The organism is Polynucleobacter sp. Tro8-14-1 (assembly GCF_018881655.1).
GTDB lineage: Bacteria > Pseudomonadota > Gammaproteobacteria > Burkholderiales > Burkholderiaceae > Polynucleobacter.
This window is the reverse complement of record NZ_JACVPX010000008.1, coordinates 67,069-85,969: the sequence shown is the minus strand read 5'-3', so window position 1 is coordinate 85,969 and position 18,901 is coordinate 67,069. Positions and strand designations below refer to the sequence as shown.

21 protein-coding genes are annotated in these 18,901 nt (G+C 46.1%); 15 read left to right on the top strand and 6 right to left on the bottom strand.

The window, feature by feature from the left end; all coding sequences use genetic code 11:
* The 4 genes from ICN34_RS09865 to ICN34_RS09850 are packed head-to-tail and all read right to left on the bottom strand — an operon-like array spanning position 1 to position 3,309.
* A complete protein-coding gene (locus tag ICN34_RS09865) occupies positions 1-480 on the bottom strand; it encodes a DUF3429 domain-containing protein (RefSeq protein WP_251367797.1) in 480 nt (159 codons plus the stop codon).
* A gap of 36 nt (positions 481-516) precedes the next feature.
* Positions 517-1,371 carry a 3-hydroxybutyryl-CoA dehydrogenase gene (locus tag ICN34_RS09860; RefSeq protein ID WP_216122357.1) on the bottom strand — a complete coding sequence of 285 codons (855 nt, stop codon included), beginning with the start codon at positions 1,369-1,371 and terminating at the stop codon, positions 517-519.
* Position 1,372: 1 nt separating this feature from the next.
* Positions 1,373-2,080 (bottom strand): glutathione binding-like protein, encoded by a 708-nt coding sequence (locus ICN34_RS09855; RefSeq protein WP_216122419.1) that lies wholly within the window; start codon positions 2,078-2,080, stop codon positions 1,373-1,375.
* 32 nt (positions 2,081-2,112) lie between these two features.
* Positions 2,113-3,309 (bottom strand): pyridoxal phosphate-dependent aminotransferase, encoded by a 1,197-nt coding sequence (locus ICN34_RS09850; protein WP_216122355.1) that lies wholly within the window; start codon positions 3,307-3,309, stop codon positions 2,113-2,115.
* Positions 3,310-3,393: 84 nt separating this feature from the next.
* Here ICN34_RS09850 and yaaA point away from each other — a divergent pair, with 84 nt between their 5' ends.
* The gene (gene yaaA, locus ICN34_RS09845; RefSeq protein WP_215359936.1) at positions 3,394-4,170 is read left to right on the top strand and encodes a peroxide stress protein YaaA; all 777 of its coding nucleotides are present in this window, start codon (positions 3,394-3,396) and stop codon (positions 4,168-4,170) included.
* Positions 4,170-5,381: a DUF2863 family protein gene (locus ICN34_RS09840; protein WP_216122353.1), complete on the top strand. Its 1,212-nt coding sequence runs from the start codon at positions 4,170-4,172 to the stop codon at positions 5,379-5,381. The genes yaaA and ICN34_RS09840 overlap by 1 nt, the downstream gene beginning before the upstream one ends.
* A 111-nt stretch (positions 5,382-5,492) precedes the next feature.
* Here ICN34_RS09840 and ICN34_RS09835 read toward each other — a convergent pair whose 3' ends face one another.
* Positions 5,493-5,867, bottom strand: coding sequence for a hypothetical protein (locus ICN34_RS09835; protein ID WP_072582233.1), 375 nt, complete (start codon positions 5,865-5,867; stop codon positions 5,493-5,495).
* Between the two features lie 10 nt (positions 5,868-5,877).
* Positions 5,878-6,867: a malate dehydrogenase gene (locus ICN34_RS09830; protein WP_072582234.1), complete on the bottom strand. Its 990-nt coding sequence runs from the start codon at positions 6,865-6,867 to the stop codon at positions 5,878-5,880.
* A 158-nt stretch (positions 6,868-7,025) separates the two neighbouring features.
* Between ICN34_RS09830 and ICN34_RS09825 the strand changes: the two genes are divergently transcribed.
* From ICN34_RS09825 to ICN34_RS09765, 13 genes are all read left to right on the top strand, one after another.
* Positions 7,026-7,763 (top strand): GntR family transcriptional regulator, encoded by a 738-nt coding sequence (locus tag ICN34_RS09825; protein ID WP_216122351.1) that lies wholly within the window; start codon positions 7,026-7,028, stop codon positions 7,761-7,763.
* Positions 7,764-7,907: 144 nt separating this feature from the next.
* A complete protein-coding gene (sdhC, locus tag ICN34_RS09820) occupies positions 7,908-8,327 on the top strand; it encodes a succinate dehydrogenase, cytochrome b556 subunit (protein ID WP_072582236.1) in 420 nt (139 codons plus the stop codon).
* Between the two features lie 24 nt (positions 8,328-8,351).
* Positions 8,352-8,717: a succinate dehydrogenase, hydrophobic membrane anchor protein gene (sdhD, locus tag ICN34_RS09815; protein ID WP_215363264.1), complete on the top strand. Its 366-nt coding sequence runs from the start codon at positions 8,352-8,354 to the stop codon at positions 8,715-8,717.
* A gap of 4 nt (positions 8,718-8,721) precedes the next feature.
* Positions 8,722-10,500 (top strand): succinate dehydrogenase flavoprotein subunit, encoded by a 1,779-nt coding sequence (gene sdhA / locus ICN34_RS09810; RefSeq protein WP_072582238.1) that lies wholly within the window; start codon positions 8,722-8,724, stop codon positions 10,498-10,500.
* Positions 10,501-10,516: 16 nt separating this feature from the next.
* Positions 10,517-11,221: a succinate dehydrogenase iron-sulfur subunit gene (locus ICN34_RS09805; RefSeq protein WP_072582239.1), complete on the top strand. Its 705-nt coding sequence runs from the start codon at positions 10,517-10,519 to the stop codon at positions 11,219-11,221.
* Positions 11,218-11,487, top strand: coding sequence for a succinate dehydrogenase assembly factor 2 (locus ICN34_RS09800; RefSeq protein WP_072582240.1), 270 nt, complete (start codon positions 11,218-11,220; stop codon positions 11,485-11,487). Before ICN34_RS09805 ends, ICN34_RS09800 begins: the two co-directional genes overlap by 4 nt.
* Before the next feature lie 82 nt (positions 11,488-11,569).
* Positions 11,570-12,883 (top strand): citrate synthase, encoded by a 1,314-nt coding sequence (gene gltA / locus ICN34_RS09795; RefSeq protein WP_216122349.1) that lies wholly within the window; start codon positions 11,570-11,572, stop codon positions 12,881-12,883.
* Between the two features lie 17 nt (positions 12,884-12,900).
* Positions 12,901-14,310, top strand: coding sequence for a 3-isopropylmalate dehydratase large subunit (gene leuC / locus ICN34_RS09790; RefSeq protein ID WP_216122347.1), 1,410 nt, complete (start codon positions 12,901-12,903; stop codon positions 14,308-14,310).
* A 12-nt stretch (positions 14,311-14,322) separates the two neighbouring features.
* Positions 14,323-14,529 carry a hypothetical protein gene (locus ICN34_RS09785; RefSeq protein WP_216122345.1) on the top strand — a complete coding sequence of 69 codons (207 nt, stop codon included), beginning with the start codon at positions 14,323-14,325 and terminating at the stop codon, positions 14,527-14,529.
* A 23-nt stretch (positions 14,530-14,552) separates the two neighbouring features.
* Positions 14,553-15,200, top strand: a complete 648-nt coding sequence (gene leuD / locus ICN34_RS09780; protein WP_216122343.1) for a 3-isopropylmalate dehydratase small subunit — start codon at positions 14,553-14,555, stop codon at positions 15,198-15,200.
* A gap of 23 nt (positions 15,201-15,223) precedes the next feature.
* Positions 15,224-16,294 (top strand): 3-isopropylmalate dehydrogenase, encoded by a 1,071-nt coding sequence (gene leuB / locus ICN34_RS09775; protein WP_216122341.1) that lies wholly within the window; start codon positions 15,224-15,226, stop codon positions 16,292-16,294.
* Between the two features lie 46 nt (positions 16,295-16,340).
* Positions 16,341-17,498 (top strand): aspartate-semialdehyde dehydrogenase, encoded by a 1,158-nt coding sequence (asd, locus tag ICN34_RS09770; RefSeq protein WP_216122338.1) that lies wholly within the window; start codon positions 16,341-16,343, stop codon positions 17,496-17,498.
* Positions 17,499-17,508: 10 nt separating this feature from the next.
* Complete coding sequence (locus tag ICN34_RS09765) at positions 17,509-18,900, top strand: FimV/HubP family polar landmark protein (RefSeq protein ID WP_216122337.1); 1,392 nt, start codon at positions 17,509-17,511, stop codon at positions 18,898-18,900.
* Position 18,901: the final 1 nt, after the last annotated feature.

Genomic DNA, 18,901 nt, shown 5'->3' with positions numbered 1-18,901 from the left:
TCAGGCTTGAATAAAGAGAATAACTAAGGATGCCCAAGTGAGGCAGGCTGCTGCAACATAGGTCAAGCGATTGCGCATGGTCATAAAAGCAGAGCGGGCAGCTTCGTCGGCAAAATAATATTGATAGGTGTTCTGATCAATATTGCGCTGAATGATCAGAGTGGAAGCCAAAATAAGTAAGCCTACTGGAATATAAATATGAAGCGCTAACCAAGCCACTAAAGCGGGGATGACACCCCAGATCCATGCATTACGGTCTTCCCAGCGATCACCAGCGGGCGCCTTACCTAGAAGATGTAAATTAGCACCCCAATGCAAAGCCCCCATAAAGGAAGTAATCACGGCACCATAACCCGCCAAAGATTCAGCGCTTAAATAATTTACGGGGGTTGGCGCTAATTGCACCATGAGGGCTAGCCCAATAAATGGAATAAGACCGGCATAGCCAAGTTTGCGAACTAAAGGTGGGATGGGGTTCACGATGGGGATGTCTAAGTTAATGATTTGAGAATGAAATTATTTATCGTAGGTGTATACGCCGCGACCTGTTTTGCGACCGAGATATCCAGCGGCAACCATTTCACGAAGCAACGGGCAAGGGCGGTATTTAGAGTCGCTGAAGTTTTCAAAATACACTTCCATTACCGCTAAGCACGTATCTAATCCAATGAGATCTGCTAAGGCTAGTGGGCCAATCGGTTGATTGCAGCCCAACTTCATGCCAGCATCAATATCTTCTGGGCTAGCAAGACCTTCCGATAAAACAAAGAAAGCCTCATTGATCATTGGTAGCAAAATGCGGTTCACCACAAAGCCTGGTGAGTTTTTAACGGTGATCGGCTCTTTGCCAACGCGCTTTGCCATTTCAATAATGGCGGCATGAGTTGCATCACTAGTTTGCAGGCCGCGAATCACTTCCACCAATGCCATCAGGGGTGGCGGGTTAAAGAAGTGCATTCCAATAAAGCGGGCAGGGTTTGAGTCAAGTGCCGCTAGTTTGGTAATCGATAGGGATGAGGTGTTGGTGGCAATGATGGTGTCTTTGCTCACGACCTCGTCTACTTGCTTGAGAATCTTTTCTTTAATTGCTTGGTTCTCGGTTGCAGCTTCAATCACCAATCCCAAGCCTTTGAAGTCAGTATAAGAAGTGCTTCCTTTAATACGTTTGAGTACAGCTTCCTTTGCTTCAATAGTTAACTTTTCTTTTTTGACAAGACGATCCAAGCCCTTGCTGATTTGTTCAAGACCACGTTGTACTGCTGCCTCATTAATATCAACCATCACGACATCAAGGCCTGCAACCGCACACACTTGTGCAATCCCATTGCCCATAGTGCCCGCACCAATGACGCCTACTGATTGAATACTCATCTTATTTCCTCTTTTGATACTGGGTGGAACCAAATAATTGCTCTCTAGCCTTGTCATCGTGCAAGGGTTTACGTAATGCGGTTAACGCTTCACAGCCACGTATTACTGCTGGCCGTGCCCCAATCTTTTCAAACCATTTTTTGAAATGTGGGTAATCATTGATTTCAATGCCTTGATTTTTCCAATTACGAGTCCATGGATAAATCGCAATATCAGCAATGGAATAAGTTTTGCCTGCAATATAAGGATTATCTTTCAGTTGACCATCCAATACTCCATAGATGCGTTTGGCTTCATTGGTGTAACGATTAATGGCGTATTCAATTTTCTCAGGTGCGTAGAGTCTGAAGTGGTGGTTTTGCCCAAGCATGGGGCCAAGGCCACCCATTTGGAACATCAGCCATTGCAGCACCTCGTACTTACCGCGGGTGCTTTGGGGCAAGAATTTGCCAGTCTTGCCGGCTAAATAGAGAAGGATGGCGCCAGACTCAAATATATTGATTGGTTTTCCGTCCGGCCCATTAGGATCAACGATTGCTGGAATCTTATTGTTAGGGCTAATCTTGAGGAATTCAGGCGCAAATTGATCGCCGGCACCAATATCAATCGGATGAGCAATCCAGTCGCGACCTAGGCGGTAGCCGCATTCTTCGAGCATGATGTGCACCTTATGGCCATTTGGGGTTGGCCAACTGTAAACATCAATCACTTCTTTTGATTTTGGCGTTGCCATTTTTTCCTCTATAAATTTTGTAAGCGCTGTAAAGCATTGGCGAGAGTTTGCTCTTGCTTTGCAAAACAAAAACGAATGACGCCAGACTCGGTAGGTTGATCATAAAAAGCAGAAACTGGAATAGCGGCTACCCCAACTTCACTAGTAAGCCATTTGCAAAAATCAGCCTCATTCAATTTAGCCTGAGGGATTCCCAGCGCGGAGTAATCAGCGCATTGAAAATAACTTCCGGGACTAGGAAGCAATCTAAATTTGGTTTTACTTAAGCCAGCCCTAAAAAAATCTCGCTTAGCTTGATAAAAGGCGGGAAGATTTAAGTAATGATTTTCATCTGCAAGATAAGTAGCTAAGCCATATTGCATAGGGGTATTGACGGCAAATACATTGAACTGATGTACCTTGCGGAACTCTTTTGTTAGCGCAGATGGCGCAGCTACATAACCCACTTTCCAACCAGTGACGTGATAGGTCTTGCCAAAACTGGAAACTAGAAAGCTCCTAGCTGCTAACTCTGGATGAGAGGAGATGCTATGGTGCTTGGCGCCGTCATAGACCATATGCTCATAGACTTCGTCACTCAGTATCAAGGCGGAAGTATCGCGAACTAAGGCTGCTAGGTGATCAAGATCTGATTTATCCCACACCATACCAGTCGGATTATGTGGAGTGTTAATCAATATAAGTCGCGTTTTAGGGTTGACAGCATTTGCTAATACATCCCACGGAATTTGATACGAAGCCACTTGTCCTGACTCATCACGTATGACCTGCAATGAAATGGCAATCGTTTTTCCTCCGGCCAAATCTATTGCAGGTCGGTAGCAGTCAAAGGCGGGTTCGATGATGATGACTTCATCGCCAGGACCAACGCAAGACAGTATGGCTGTAAATATGGCCTGTGTGCCACCCGCAGTAATTGTGATTTCAGTATCAGCATCGTAGTGGTGACTATATAAACGGCTGATCTTCTGACTAATGCTATGACGAAGCTCTGCAACTCCAGCCATAGGTGGGTATTGATTGTGATCTGCCAACATGGCGGCATTCACATCAGCAATGAGTTTTCTGTCGCATGGAAAGTCCGGAAAACCTTGCCCAAGATTAATCGCCTGATGCTCTGCGGCCAGGGAGGACATCACCGTAAAAATGGTGGTTCCAACTTTTGGTAGGCGACTTGGAAAAGAGGGTGTCTCTAGCGGGTTCATGAGTGCAGGGGTAATGATCGGTCTTTTACAGCGGATATATCCGGTAGTCGCTAGAATGGTAAAAATACATAAACAAATTGTGCCATGCTGATCGTTCTTTCACCTGCTAAATCCCTGGATTACAAGACCCCCGCCAAGGTCAAGGCACCGACTTTGCCCGAGTTTGTCTCGGAATCAGCCAAGCTCATTGCTGATCTCAAGAAGCTAGCACCGCAAGACATTGCCAAATTGATGGGTTTATCCGATCAGTTGGCCATTCTGAATGTCGGTCGCTACCGGGATTGGTCCAAGAAATTCACAGAAGAAAACAGTAAGCCGGCGATCTATGCCTTTGATGGGGATGTCTATGATGGTTTTGACGTTAAAACCCTGAATGCCAAAGCAGTAGAGTTTGCCCAAGATCACATCCGAATTTTGTCCGGCCTTTATGGCGCGCTGAAGCCTCTGGATTTGATGCAGCCTTATCGCTTAGAGATGGGCACCTCATTCAAAAACGCCAGAGGTAAGGATCTTTATGCATTTTGGGGGAGTCGCGTAACCGATTCCATCAAGAAGGTTCTAGAAAAGCAAAAAAAGCCAGTCCTACTGAACCTGGCTTCAGAAGAGTATTTCAAGGTACTCCAACCTAAAGAATTGGATTGCCAGGTCATTTCCCCGGTGTTTCAGGACGCTAAGGATGGTAAGTACAAGATTATTTCTTTTTATGCCAAACGAGCCCGCGGCTTGATGGCTCGCTATGTGGTTGAGAATCGCATTACTGATCCCGCTGATTTAAAGGGCTTTAATTTAGATGGTTACAAGTACTATGCCGCTGAATCAAAAGTAGATAAGCCTGTATTTAGAAGGGCAGAAAGAAAATAATGGCCGTGCATCGCACTAAAGCATCGCAACGGAATTCTCCAGAAGTGGAGAAGATGGTAGCTGACGCTATTTCTTTGGCCGCATCTGGCAGTCAGATCGAGGATCGCTTTTGGGAGGAACGCCTAAAAGTGCGCTTAATGCGCTTGCTCAAAAGTCAAAATCAAAACGTGATTGATGCCGCTCTAGATCAAACCTTCCGTATTAATACGGTAGCCTTTGAAGTGCTTGCCGATATTGCCGAAACCTTGGCTGAGTCATTGAGGGTTGAACATGAAGGGCAGGGCTGGGATGTATTGTTACTAGCAATGCCTATCGTTGCGCATACTCGTTATCAGATTCCATCTGGGCCATTGCCTGTCAATATTATTGAGTCAACTGCTCAGGCTCTACATAGCGCTATTGCTTCAACTGATACTCGCATAGCCATTGTTCCTTGGCTTTACAGCATTGATCAAATGCCGCATTCCCATTGTCAAACGCGCGTGCTGACTGAAGCATTAGCAACCGCGGCAATTTCCGGAAAAGATGTCAAGCTTGAATTGCGCAATATGTCGGAAACGATTGCCGTATTAGCGGATCCGCGTTTTATTATTGCTGCCTTAAGTGCGCCGAGCGATTCCCCCATTTTCCGTTGGCAGGCTGAGCCACCGGCTCGCCAAGAGCGGGGCGTGAGTTTGATTGGTTGGCAAACTGCAATGCAGGAGCCAATTGCATCTCTACTCCCTGGTTGTGAGTTTGAGCTGCTCTTACCAGAGGCGTATTTCACAAACTGCCGTTTGGCTGATAAGCATGTCCGACCTTTAAGTATTCGCGCAGCAGTCAATTTTTTAGAGAGCACTCTCGGGATACTGCCAGCCGGCCTATCTTGTGTGGTCGGCGCCTTTGGAGAAGAGCAGGCAGATGAGTATCGAATATCGTTCAGTGTAAAAGGTTCATCCGATGTAATGTATGGGGTGATCTGGCCACTGTATGACAGAGAAAGCGTGGCAAACGACGCTTTAAACGACCTGTCAGATGATGAGAGTCCCATTAAGAAGATTTGTGATGCCTTGCATGACGCAGGAGTAGAGGATGTATTCCGACATGCAATGCTGTTTGATCCAGAGCTTTGTGATGACTGTGGTGCACCTTTATTCCCAGATCGCTCAGGCGAGGCAGTGCATGCTGAAATGCCAGACGATGCACCATCACAGCAACCTTTGTTTCACTAAATAAAACAAAGAAGCAAAATCAAGAAATCAAGAAATAAAGAAATAAAAGAAACACTAAGCAATAAAAAAGCCGAGAAGTCTCGGCTTTTTTATTTGATGCAGTGTGAGAAATTAATTCTGCACGAATGGTTCCGTGCCAGCAAACAGGTGTGGCAACTTACCAGATTTCATATCTGCTGTTTGGCAAAAATCGGCAAGACGTACACCCGCTTTAATGTTAAATAACATTGCTTTGTTACCCAACACCACTAGGTCGAAACCAGAGTTGGTATTTTTGTAACGGAGACTGCCCGGCAATGAAGTTTGGCGATCCAAATCATACGTTTTGGATTCCCAAGTTAGGCGGATCTTTTCAGTTGAGCCAGTAGTTTTGAACTGCTTGCTTTCTTGACAGGTCCAAGTAAATGCTTCCTCATCAGCAAATGCATTTGCAGCGCCTAAAGCGCTAGCAAGCACAAGGCTAATGGCGAGAAGGTTTTTCTTCATCTAGTTTTCCTTATGAGAGCAAGTGCTTAACGCCAGCTTGCTCTTCGAGTAACTCATTCAGGGTGTGGGTCATGCGCTCGCGGGAGAATGCATCGATCTCTAAACCTTCGATCATTTTGTATTCACCGTTTTCGCAAACAACTGGGAAGCCATAAATCACTTCAGCAGGAATGTCGTATTCGCCTTTAGAAGGAATACCCATCGTTACCCACTTACCGTTAGTGCCGAGAACCCAATCATGAATGTGGTCAATTGCCGCATTCGCTGCAGAAGCTGCAGAAGACAGCCCACGGGCTTCAATGATGGCTGCGCCACGCTTACCAACAGTTGGAATAAATACATCTTTGTTCCAGGCTGCATCGTTGATAGAGTCTTTGACAGACTTGCCATCGATCGTTGCAAAGCGATAGTCTGGGTACATTGTTGGGCTATGGTTACCCCATACAACCAATTTCTCAATATCAGCTACCGGCTTGTTCAACTTGCTAGCCAATTGTGAGAGTGCGCGGTTGTGATCCAGGCGCAGCATTGCTGTGAAATTCTTCGCAGGAATATCTGGAGCAGATTTCATGGCGATGTAAGCATTGGTATTTGCTGGGTTACCAACAACCAATACTTTTACAGTCTTCTTAGCAACTGCATTTAATGCCTTGCCTTGAGCTGTGAAAATTTGTGCGTTAGCGGAGAGCAAGTCTTTACGCTCCATGCCAGGACCGCGTGGACGTGCGCCAACTAAAAGGGCAACGTCGATATCTTTAAAAGCGGTCATTGGGTCAGAGTGTGCTGACATACCTGCCAATAGCGGGAATGCGCAGTCTTCCAACTCCATCATGACGCCAGTTAAGGCTTTTTGAGCTTTTTCATCAGGAATCTCAAGCAATTGCAGGATGACGGGCTGATCTTTGCCCAGCAGGTCGCCATTGGCGATGCGGAATAGAAGGGAATATCCGATTTGACCGGCTGCACCGGTTACAGCGACACGCATTGGGGCTTTTGCCATTACTGAGAACTCCAAAGGAAGGTTAATTGGGTTAAATAAAGAAAACTTTTCTATTATCCATTCAAGTGTAGGGACTTTAGCTTTACACTGTCAATGATGTCTTATATAAGACTAGAATTACCCTAAATTTTATCCAATTGACACGGCCTGGAGTTAATTTGTCTGATGTGAATTTGCCTGTTGCCTCATTTAGCCCTCTGTACGAACAGATCAAGGCGATGATTTTGGCTAGTTTGCAAGCCTCGGAATGGCTTCCGGGGATGGCTATTCCGAGTGAAATGGAGCTCGCAGCCCGTTATGCCGTGAGTCAAGGCACTGTCCGCAAAGCCATTGATGAGCTGGCCGCCCAAAATTTACTGGTTCGCCGCCAAGGGAAGGGCACCTTTGTCGCCACCCATCAAGAAGACGACTGGCAATATCGTTTTTTACGATTAGCCCCGGATTCTGGTGAGAAATTTCACCTGACCAATCAATTTTTGACCTGTGAAAAGACTAAAGCAAGCGCTTACGTGGCCGAATTGCTCAAATTAAAGGCAGGCGACTCGGTTATTCATATTGACAGGGTTCAGAGTTTTGCGGGCAAACCTATTGTTTTTGAAGAGATATTTTTGCCTGGCTCCCGTTTTAAGGGTTTAGACCTCGAGGTTCTCAATGCTTGGCATGGTCCCATGTATGCCTTTTATGAGGGGCAATATGCCACTCACATGGTGCGCGCAGAAGAAAAAATTAAGGCTATAGCTGCCGATGAAATGCTGGCAAAACACCTTCATCTGGAAGAGGGTGCGCCACTCCTTTCTGTAGAACGGGTGGCTTTCACCTACGGGAATAAACCAGTAGAAATTCGTCACGCTAGATACGACACTTCAAAGCAGCATTACGAAAACAAATTGAACTAAGTGCGTTGATGAACATATCCGTTAAAACCCCTATTAAACCCCTATAAACCCGTAAAAATCCCCACCAGCCCTAAGGTTTCCAATAGAATATATTGCGATACAACAAAACCACAATGAACCTCCACCTAAAGATAGAGATTGCCCATGGTTGATTCACAGCAAAATGTAAAAAAAGATAGACCGGTTTACCGAAATATTGGTCTTGCCCAGTTGATTAAATACCGCCTTCCTTGGGCCGGTAAAGTGTCAATTCTTCACCGCATTAGCGGGGCAGCGATGTTCCTCTTGCTGCCATTTATTTTGTATCTCTTCGATCAGAGTCTTGCATCTGAGCTGAGCTACCAAAAATTCCAAGCTTTCACTGGCAATATTTTGGTCAAGATTATTTGTCTCGGTTTGATTTGGTGTTTCTTGCACCACTTCTGTGCTGGTATCCGTTACCTCTTGCTCGATTTAGAAATCGGCGTTGAGAAGTCTGAAGCAAATCGTTCAGCCATTTTTGTTTTGTTCCTCGGCTTGGCTTTGACTGCTGTAGTGGGTCTCAAATTATTCGGCGTGTACTAAGCGCACATCATTTAAGGAAATTTCATGCCTATTTATCAAATTGGACCAAAGCGCTTAGTTGTAGGCGCGCACTACGGCCTTAAAGAATGGATCATCCAGCGCGTTACTGCGATAGTGATGGTGGTTTTTACAATTGTTTTGTTAGTGGACTATTGCATTACTGGCAGCGCTACTTATGAAGGTTGGTCTGCTTTGTTTAGCAACCAACTCATGAAGTTGTTGACGCTCTTGGCGTTCATCAGTCTGTTCTATCACGCCTGGATTGGTATCCGTGATATCTGGATGGATTACATCAAGCCCGTCAGCATTCGTTTAACACTCCAAGTGTTAACTGTTCTGTATCTCGTAGCCTGTGCGGCCTATGCCGTGCAAATTTTGTGGAAAGTGTAATTCGATGACTGCAATTAAAAAATCATTGCCACGCCGCCGTTTTGATGCGGTGATTATTGGGGCAGGTGGTTCCGGTATGCGCGCATCTTTACAGTTGGCTGAAGCCGGCTTGAATGTTGCTGTGCTAACTAAGGTATTCCCAACACGTTCACATACAGTTGCCGCCCAAGGTGGTATCGGTGCTTCATTAGGCAATATGAGTGAAGACAATTGGCACTATCACTTCTATGACACCATCAAGGGATCTGACTGGTTAGGTGACCAAGACGTGATCGAGTTCATGTGTCGCGAAGCTCCAAAAGTCGTTTATGAGCTAGAGCACTTCGGCATGCCATTTGACCGCAATCCAGATGGCACAATTTATCAGCGTCCATTCGGTGGCCACACAGCAAACTATGGCGAGAAGCCTGTACAACGTGCTTGTGCTGCTGCTGACCGTACTGGCCATGCCATGTTGCATACCTTGTATCAACGTAACGTGCGCGCTAAAACAAACTTCTTTGTTGAGTGGTTGGCGCTCGATTTGATTCGTGATGATGCGGGCGATGTTGTTGGTGTTACTGCGCTCGAAATGGAAACAGGCCAAGTCTATATTTTGGAAGCCAAGATTGTGATGTTGGCAACTGGTGGTGCAGGCCGTATTTGGGATGCATCAACAAACGCGTTTATTAATACCGGCGACGGTATGGGCCTAGCAGCTCGCGCAGGTATTCCATTGGAAGATATGGAGTTCTGGCAATTCCACCCAACTGGCGTAGCTGGTGCAGGCGTGTTGTTGACAGAAGGTTGCCGCGGTGAAGGTGGTATCTTGCGTAATAAAGATGGCGAGCGTTTCATGGAACGTTATGCGCCAACCTATAAAGATTTGGCCCCACGCGATTTCGTATCCCGCTGTATGGACCAAGAAATCAAAGAAGGGCGCGGTTGCGGTCCTAACGGTGACTATGTTGTGCTCGATCTGACACACATTGGTGCTGAGACCATCATGAAGCGTTTGCCTTCTGTATATGAGATTGGTATTAACTTTGCGAACGTTGATGTCACTAAAGAACCAATTCCAGTAGTGCCTACGATTCACTATCAGATGGGCGGTATTCCAACGAACATCAATGGTCAAGTGGTTGTTCCAGCAAATGGCATTCACAATGAAATCGTCAATGGTTTGTATGCGATTGGCGAGTGTTCATGTGTATCCGTACACGGTGCAAACCGCTTAGGCACTAACTCATTGCTCGACCTCTTGGTATTCGGTCGTGCAGCCGGTAATCACATTGTTGGCCTAGATCTGAAAAATCGCGAGTTCAAGCCGTTGCCTGCGAATGCTGGTGAGCAAACATTGGAGCGTATTGCGAAGTTGGATAACTCAACTTCAGGCGAGTACGCGCAAGACGTTGCAAACGATATTCGTAAGTGCATGCAGAAATATGCTGGTGTGTTCCGCAATCAAGAGTTGATGGATGAAGGTGTTCGTCAAATGGCTAAATTGACAGAGCGCGCTAAGCATTTATGGGTTAAAGACAAATCCGAGATTTTCAATACAGCACGTATTGAGGCTTTGGAAGTGGCTAACTTAGTCGAGACTGCAAACGCAACCATGATTTCTGCTGCAGCTCGTAAAGAGAGTCGTGGTGCACATTCGCATGATGACCACCAAGAGCGCGATGATGAGAATTGGATGAAGCACACCCTTTGGTACAGCGAGGGAAATAAGCTTTCTTACAAGCCAGTTGTCTTGAAGCCTCTCACTGTTGAGTCCTTCCCTCCTAAAGAACGTACTTTCTAAGCAAAAGAGATAGAAGATGAGTGATATCCGTATATTCGAAATTTACCGCTACGATCCAGATGTCGATGCTGCTCCACGCATGCAACGTTATGAGTTAGAACTCACTGGTGAACGTATGTTGTTGGACGCTTTGATTTCTTTGAAGAAGCAAGATGAGTCGATTTCTTATCGTCGCTCATGCCGTGAAGGCGTGTGCGGTTCAGATGCAATGAACATCAACGGTAAAAATGGTTTGGCTTGTTTGACCAATATGTTGACTTTGCCTAAGGTCATCACATTGCGCCCATTGCCTGGCTTGCCAGTAGTGCGTGATTTGATCGTCGACATGACTTTGTTCTTCAAGCAGTATTTGTCAATCAAGCCTTACTTGGTAAATGACAATCCTCCTCCTGAAAAAGAGCGTCTCCAGAGTCCTGAAGAGCGTGAAGAGTTGAATGGCTTGTATGAATGCATCTTGTGCGCATCATGCTCAACTTCATGCCCATCTTTCTGGTGGAATCCAGACAAGTTCGTTGGCCCAGCTGGTTTATTGCAGGCTTATCGCTTTATTGCGGATAGCCGTGATGAAGATACCAATCAGCGCTTGGATAATTTGGAAGACCCATACCGCTTGTTCCGTTGCCACACCATCATGAATTGCGTGGACGTATGTCCTAAGCACTTGAACCCAACGAAGGCAATTGGCAAGATCAAGGAGTTGATGGTTCGTAGGGCAGTATGACCCTCGGCAATGCAGAGTTATATCGTTTAAAGAGTGATGCTCGTAGGGGCTTGCTAGAGAACGATTTAATTCTGCAGCGTTTCTTTGAGCGTTACGGCACTCAATTAAGCGTAGAAGATGGAAAGGTTTTAAGCCAGTTATTAGCTTTAGATGACAACGACTTGATGGATTTATTGATTGGTCGTAAAGATTCTGTAGCCAGCCTGGAGAAAGAGATGCAAACAGACTCTTTCAAGATGGTTTTACAAAGGCTGAGAGAGAAGTAATTCAGTATTTTGGTGCAGCAGTTGTATAGGTGCATGAGCGAATAGTGTATTAATCATATTTTTGAATGACTAAGGATTAGAAATGATTGAATCGGACATCAAAGCAAAACTCTCGTTTTCGGATGGAACACCAGATATTGATCTGCCAATTTATAAAGGGACAGTGGGTCCTGATGTAATCGACATTCGTAAGCTCTATGGTCAGACTGGTAAGTTCACTTACGACTCAGGCTTCTTATCTACAGCATCATGCAATAGCAAAATTACCTACATCGATGGCGATAAGGGTGAGTTGCTCTATCGCGGCTACCCAATTGAAGATTTAGCTAATAACTGTGACTTCTTGGAAGTTTGCTACCTCTTGATCAATGGCGACTTGCCAAATGCCACAGAGAAAAAAGACTTTGAAGAAATGGTCATGCACCACACGATGGTTCATGAGCAAATGCAATTCTTCCTGCGTGGTTTCCGTCGCGATGCGCATCCAATGTCAGTATTGACCGGCTTGGTTGGTGCAATGGCTGCCTTCTACCATGATGCGATTGACTACAGCCAACCTAAAGCCCGCGAAGTAGCGCAAATTCGTTTGATTGCGAAGATGCCAACTTTGGTTGCGATGGCTTATAAATATTCTGTAGGTCAACCATTTATCTATCCTGATAACTCTTTGTCATACACCGCTAACTTTATGCGCATGATGTTTGCAACACCATGTGAAGAGTACAAAGTAAATCCAGTATTGGTTCGTGCTTTGGATCGCATCTTTACATTGCATGCAGATCATGAGCAAAATGCTTCCACTTCAACTGTGCGTCTGTGTGGTTCATCAGGCACCAATCCTTTTGCAGCGATCTCTGCTGGCATTGCTTGCCTCTGGGGCCCAGCTCACGGTGGTGCAAATGAAGCCTGCTTGCAGATGTTGAATGAGATTCAAGCGAATGGCGGCGTAGATAAGATTCATGAATTTATCGCTCAAGTAAAAGATAAGAACTCAAGCGTTCGCTTGATGGGCTTTGGACACCGCGTTTATAAAAACTTTGACCCGCGTGCAAAGTTGATGCGTGAAACCTGCTACGAAGTATTGAATGAACTGGGTCTCCAAGATGATCCATTGTTCAAGTTGGCCATGACTCTTGAGAAGATTGCTTTAGAGGACGACTATTTTGTAAGCCGTAAGCTCTATCCAAACGTAGACTTCTACTCTGGTATCGTGCAACGTGCTTTAGGTATCCCAACAGAAATGTTCACCTGTATTTTTGCACTGGCAAGAACAGTAGGTTGGATTGCTCAGTGGGAAGAAATGATCACTGATCCTGAGTACAAAATTGGTCGTCCACGTCAGCTTTACGTGGGCGAAACAGCGCGTAAGGTTCCGAACATCTCGGTTCGTAAATAAGGTATTTAAGGTCTCTCATGTCTCGTACGCTTTATGACAAATTGTGGGACGACCACGTTGTTTACTCTGAAGAAGATGGCACAGCCACGATTTATATCGATCGTCAGTTGCTTCATGAGGTAACCAGTCCCCAGGCATTTGAGGGTTTGAATTTGGCTGGCCGTCCAGTTTGGCGTATCTCCGCTAATTTGGCAGTTTCTGATCACAACGTACCAACGACGGATCGCTCCGAAGGAATTACTGATCCGATATCTAAGTTGCAAGTAGATACTTTGGATCAAAACTGCGATGCCTTTGGGATTACCCAATACAAGATGAATGACACCCGACAAGGGATTGTTCACGTCATCGGGCCAGAGCAGGGTGCAACCTTACCTGGCATGACCGTGGTTTGTGGTGATTCTCACACTAGTACGCATGGTGCTTTTGGTGCTCTGGCGTTCGGTATTGGCACTTCGGAAGTCGAGCATGTATTGGCAACCCAAACGTTGCTCATGAAGAAGAGCAAAAACATGCTGGTGCGTGTTGATGGTCGTCTGCAGCCAGGCTCCACTGCTAAGGATATCGTTCTTGCAGTGATTGGCAAGATTGGTACTGCAGGTGGTACGGGTTACACCATAGAGTTTGCTGGCGAAGCCATTCGCAACCTTTCAATGGAAGGTCGTATGACTATCTGCAATATGGCGATTGAAGCTGGCGCGCGCGCTGGTTTAGTTGCTGTAGATGAAACTACGATTGAATATATTCAGGGTCGTCCATATGCGCCTGAGGGCCCAGCGATGTTGCAGGCATTGCAATATTGGAGAACCTTGCATTCAGATCCTGATGCAAAGTTTGATGCCGTAGTCGAATTGCGTGCAGAAGAAATCGCTCCACAGGTTACCTGGGGAACTTCACCAGAAATGGTGCTGGCGATTAGTGAGCGTGTTCCTGATCCAGAAAAAGAGCGTGATCCAAACAAGCGTTCAGCAATGGAGCGTGCTTTGGAGTACATGAACCTCGTACCAAATACACCATTGAGTAGCATCTCTATAGATAAAGTATTTATCGGCTCATGCACTAACAGTCGCATTGAAGATATGCGTGCAGCTGCTAAGGTGGTCGATCGTCTAGGTAAAAAAGTGGCTGCCAATGTGAAGTTAGCATTGGTCGTTCCTGGTTCTGGTTTGGTAAAAGCCCAAGCAGAGCGCGAAGGTTTGGATCGCATATTCAAGGCTGCCGGCTTCGAGTGGCGTGAACCTGGATGTTCTATGTGCTTGGCCATGAATGCTGATCGCTTGGAGCCGGGAGAGCGTTGCGCCTCAACATCGAATCGCAACTTCGAAGGTCGTCAAGGCAATGGTGGTCGCACACATTTGGTTAGCCCTGCAATGGCAGCTGCTGCAGCGATCGAAGGTCACTTTGTTGACGTGCGTAAGATTTCATAAGGAAGCTGATTAATGAAATTTTCTTCACTCTCTTTAATTTCTAGGCTCGCAATTATTGGCATCGCTGGAATCATTATTTCTGCATGTAGCAGCACCATGGAAGGTGTTGGTAAGGACTTGCAGAACATGGGAACATCCATGGGCGGATCAAGTAATACACAGCAAAACAATCAATCTCAAACCAAGGGTAAGGATGTTGTTGTTACCCCTGTGAAGTAAACATTTAGAGTAAAAATCGAATCATGGAAAAATTTACGGTATACAAAGGTTTAGTTGCTCCGCTTAATCGCGAGAACGTGGATACCGATGCCATTATTCCGAAGCAGTTTCTAAAATCAATCAAGAAGACTGGCTTTGGTCAAAATCTGTTTGATGAATGGCGCTACCTCGATCATGGTGAACCTGGTCAAGATTGCAGTACGCGTCCCATCAACCCTGACTTTGTGCTCAATCAACCACGCTACAAAGGTGCTGGCATTCTGCTGGCTCGTAAGAACTTTGGCTGCGGCAGTTCCCGTGAGCATGCACCCTGGGCCTTGGATCAATTTGGCTTTAGAGCGGTGATTGCACCTAGTTTTGCAGATATTTTCTACAACAACTGCTTCAAAAACGGTGTTTTGCCGATTGTTTTGACTGAAATGCAGGTTGACCATCTTTTTAACGAAACCCAAGCGTTTAACGGCTATCAATTAGCGATCGATCTAGCAGCACAGCAGGTTATTGCCCCCGATGGCACTGCTTATAGCTTTGAAGTGGCCCCATTTAGAAAGTATTGCCTTCTTAACGGCTTAGACGATATTGGCCTAACCCTGCAACATGCAGATAAAATCAAGGCTTATGAAGCCGAGCGCATTCTAAAAATGCCTTGGCTTGCGACACAATTGCCGTAATTTCGTTGATTTAAAGGCCTTTCATGAAAATTGCAGTTCTACCGGGCGATGGTATCGGCCCGGAAATCGTTGCTCAAGCTGTTCGAGTGCTCCAAGCCCTTGGCCCAAAGTTTGATTTAGAAGAAGCTCCCGTAGGCGGAGCAGCTTATGACGTCGCTGGACATCCTTTGCCACCAGCCACCCTAGAGCTCGCTAAAAAAGCGGATGCTATTTTGTTTGGTGCAGTAGGTGACTGGAAATACGACACGCTTGCACGCGAACTGCGTCCCGAACAAGCCATCTTGGGTTTGCGTAAACACCTCGAGTTGTTTGCTAATTTCAGACCAGCAATTTGCTATCCAGAACTTACAGCTGCATCCAGCCTTAAGCCAGAAATCATTGGTGGCTTGGATATCTTGATTGTGCGTGAGCTCAATGGTGATATTTATTTTGGTCAGCCACGCGGTATTCGCACTTCGGAGTTGCCTTTGTTTAAGGGCGCTCGTGAAGGGTTTGACACTATGCATTACAGCGAGCCTGAAGTAGAGCGTATTGGACGTGTTGCTTTTGAGGCAGCACGCAAGCGCGGTAAAAAAGTGTGCAGCGTAGACAAGGCAAACGTATTAGAGACTTCTCAGCTTTGGCGTGAAGTCATGATTCGGGTTTCTAAAGACTACCCAGATGTTGAGTTATCTCATATGTATGTAGATAACGCTGCGATGCAGTTGGTTAAAGCGCCTAAAGCATTTGACGTGGTGGTAACCGGCAATCTATTTGGTGACATCTTGTCTGATGAAGCCGCAATGTTGACCGGTTCAATCGGTATGTTGCCATCTGCATCCCTGGATAAGAACAACAAGGGTTTATATGAGCCTAGCCATGGTTCTGCGCCGGATATCGCTGGTAAGGGTATCGCCAATCCATTGGCAACCATTTTGTCTGCGGCAATGATGTTGCGTTATTCATTAGGTATGCCTGCAGAAGCAGATCGCATTGAAAAAGCAGTGCAGAAAGTCTTAGCGCAAGGTTTAAGAACGGCAGACATTTATACCGAAGGCACGAAAAAAGTATCAACGGTTGAAATGGGCGATGCTGTAGTTGCAGCGCTTGCGTAAGAAATTAACTAGAAGCAAATCAAATACATTCACTAGATAGTTCATCATGGCAAATTCAAAAACACCTTTAGTTGGTTTAGTTGGCTGGCGCGGTATGGTTGGTAGCGTTCTCATGGAGAGAATGTTGGCTGAAAAGGATTTCGATCTAATCGAGCCTGTATTTTTTAGCACCAGCCAAGCAGGTGGAGAGGTGCCTTTGCTCAATGGTCAAAAAGTGACTAAGAGCGAAAGCACTTTGCAAGATGCGAATGACATCAAAGCATTGTCACGTTGCGACATCATCTTGACTTGCCAAGGCGGCGATTACACCAATGACATATTCCCTAAGCTGCGTGCAGCAGGGTGGAATGGTCACTGGATTGATGCTGCTAGTGCATTGCGTATGAAGGATGACGCAGTATTGGTTTTAGATCCGGTTAATCGCCCGGTGATTGATAAAGCTTTAGCCGCTGGTGGGAAGAATTGGATCGGCGCTAATTGCACTGTGAGTTTGATGATGATGGCTATGGGTGGCTTGGTTAAGGCTGACATGGTTGAGTGGATTAGCGCGATGACTTATCAAGCAGCTTCTGGTGCTGGTGCGCAGAATATGCGCGAGCTTTTGCTGCAAATGGGCGCATTACGCGACAGCGTTGCTACGGAATTGGCTGACCCATCTTCTTGGATTTTGGACATTGATCGCAAGGTTACTGAAACGTTGCGCTCTTCTGATTTCCCGAAAAAGAATTTCCGTAACACCGCCTTAGCGGGGAGCCTAATTCCTTGGATCGACGTACCTGTTGAGAATGGACAAACTAAAGAAGAGTGGAAGGGTGGAGCTGAGTTCAATAAGATCTTAGGTCGTCCTGCATTCCGCACACCTGGCAGTATTCCAATCGATGGTTTGTGCGTTCGTGTAGGTGCGATGCGTTGCCATTCACAAGGTTTGACTGTGAAGCTCAAAAAAGATATTCCACTCAAAGAGATCGAGGCGATTCTGGCTGCAGATAATCAGTGGGTCAAAGTAGTGCCGAATGATCGCGAAACTACTGAGCGTGATTTATCGCCTGCTGCTGTCAGTGGTACCTTGACTGTACCTATTGGCCGTTTACATAAGATGGCAATGGGCCCAGAGTATTTGGGCGCCTTTACTGTTGGCGACCAGCTCTTATGGGGTGCTGCTGAGCCATTGCGCCGCATGCTTCGCATTCTGCTTGAGAAGTAATTTAGCCTTTATGTTTCGTATTAGCCGGCTGGGCTTAAAGCTACTTTGTATTGTTCTGCTTAGTTGGTCATCTATTGCTGGTGCGATTAGCTTAGGCGCCCCTCAACTCCAGTCACGCCGTGGTGAGCCACTCCGCGTAGAGATCCCAATTCGAGTTGGTGCAGATGAGCAAGGTGCTTTATCAACCCTGAACGTGACAATGCCTAATAAGGCATCTTATGAGCGCTTAGGTATTTCACAAAAGATTCTTGAGCTCAATCCGCAGGCAATCGTGTATCGCAATCGTCAAGAGCAGCTGATGGTTTTGGTAGAGACAGTCAATTCTGTACCGATGACCGATGATCCATTCTTAGATGTATTGGTTAATCTCAATTGGTCTAGCGGCAGTCTTACTAAGACATTCACATTGTTACTTGGTGATGTACAGAAGATCACTGTAAAGTCGGGGCAGTCCTTATCTGAAATAGCTGCCATCATGGCACCCCAATTAGATGGTGCTACCTTAGATCAAACCATGATGGCCCTATATAAGGCCAATCCCGATGCGTTTGCTAGCGGTAGCATCAATCGCTTGGCCGCCGGAGCTGAGTTGTCCAAACCCGGTCAGGCGCTGCTGCGCTCCATTAGTCCGGTAGAGGCAAATCAGTTTGTAGCAGATGCTAACGAACAGTGGCGCGCGGAACATGGCGAAAAAGAAGCAGGCACTGCTAATGGAAAATCAGGTAATGCTAAAACAGAGGAAGTTATTCCTAAGGATCGACTGAAGATTGGTTCAAGCGCTGATGGCAACGATCAAGAGCGTCGCTACACTGAAGAGTTAGTCGCTCAAGAGAAGATGTTGGAGCAGACTAAAGCTCGGGTTGCTGAGTTAGAAAAGAATATCGCTGACTTACAGAGACTTCTAGATAAATCTAAGGAGAAGAAAGCAGTCGACAGCAATTTTGGCTTAGGTGGCTTAGGTGGATTAGGCCCAGCTATTCTGGCTATTGGTTTGATAGGTTTAACCGGTTTATTGCTCTGGGGCTTAGCCCGCAATGCGCGTCGCTCAGAAGCGCCAAGCTTTCATGCCGACACACATCATGTTGCTAAAAATGAGAAGCCTGCAGCCAGCTCTCATTTTGAAATGCCGGCTCGTGCAAAGACATTGTTTGATGGTATAGATCTTGATCTTTCAAAGCCCGCTAAAGAGGTTCCTGCAACAATAACTGCTCCAGTGTCAAATCCACTTGCAGATACTTTGCGCGTCAAATTGAATCTGGCGCGTGCTTACATCACGATCGAAGATTTCTCTGCAGCTAAAAAGTCTTTGGATGAAGTGCTTCGTATCAGTAATTCTGTCGATCCAGCCATCACCATTGAGGCGCAGGGCTTGTTGGCAGAAATCTCGCATCGCAATACCTAAA

Bases quoted from the DNA above. Each gene is read 5' to 3' on its own strand.
- leuC (WP_216122347.1), top strand. From the start codon at position 12,901: ATGTCTCGTACGCTTTATGACAAATTGTGGGACGACCACGTTGTTTAC.
- ICN34_RS09800 (WP_072582240.1), top strand. From the start codon at position 11,218: ATGACCCTCGGCAATGCAGAGTTATATCGTTTAAAGAGTGATGCTCGT.
- leuB (WP_216122341.1), top strand. From the start codon at position 15,224: ATGAAAATTGCAGTTCTACCGGGCGATGGTATCGGCCCGGAAATCGTT.
- gltA (WP_216122349.1), top strand. From the start codon at position 11,570: ATGATTGAATCGGACATCAAAGCAAAACTCTCGTTTTCGGATGGAACA.
- ICN34_RS09785 (WP_216122345.1), top strand. From the start codon at position 14,323: ATGAAATTTTCTTCACTCTCTTTAATTTCTAGGCTCGCAATTATTGGC.
- yaaA (WP_215359936.1), top strand. From the start codon at position 3,394: ATGCTGATCGTTCTTTCACCTGCTAAATCCCTGGATTACAAGACCCCC.
- ICN34_RS09860 (WP_216122357.1), bottom strand. From the start codon at position 1,371: ATGAGTATTCAATCAGTAGGCGTCATTGGTGCGGGCACTATGGGCAAT.
- ICN34_RS09850 (WP_216122355.1), bottom strand. From the start codon at position 3,309: ATGAACCCGCTAGAGACACCCTCTTTTCCAAGTCGCCTACCAAAAGTT.
- sdhD (WP_215363264.1), top strand. From the start codon at position 8,352: ATGCCTATTTATCAAATTGGACCAAAGCGCTTAGTTGTAGGCGCGCAC.
- ICN34_RS09835 (WP_072582233.1), bottom strand. From the start codon at position 5,867: ATGAAGAAAAACCTTCTCGCCATTAGCCTTGTGCTTGCTAGCGCTTTA.
- leuD (WP_216122343.1), top strand. From the start codon at position 14,553: ATGGAAAAATTTACGGTATACAAAGGTTTAGTTGCTCCGCTTAATCGC.
- sdhA (WP_072582238.1), top strand. From the start codon at position 8,722: ATGACTGCAATTAAAAAATCATTGCCACGCCGCCGTTTTGATGCGGTG.
- ICN34_RS09805 (WP_072582239.1), top strand. From the start codon at position 10,517: ATGAGTGATATCCGTATATTCGAAATTTACCGCTACGATCCAGATGTC.
- ICN34_RS09830 (WP_072582234.1), bottom strand. From the start codon at position 6,867: ATGGCAAAAGCCCCAATGCGTGTCGCTGTAACCGGTGCAGCCGGTCAA.
- asd (WP_216122338.1), top strand. From the start codon at position 16,341: ATGGCAAATTCAAAAACACCTTTAGTTGGTTTAGTTGGCTGGCGCGGT.
- ICN34_RS09840 (WP_216122353.1), top strand. From the start codon at position 4,170: ATGGCCGTGCATCGCACTAAAGCATCGCAACGGAATTCTCCAGAAGTG.
- sdhC (WP_072582236.1), top strand. From the start codon at position 7,908: ATGGTTGATTCACAGCAAAATGTAAAAAAAGATAGACCGGTTTACCGA.
- ICN34_RS09765 (WP_216122337.1), top strand. From the start codon at position 17,509: ATGTTTCGTATTAGCCGGCTGGGCTTAAAGCTACTTTGTATTGTTCTG.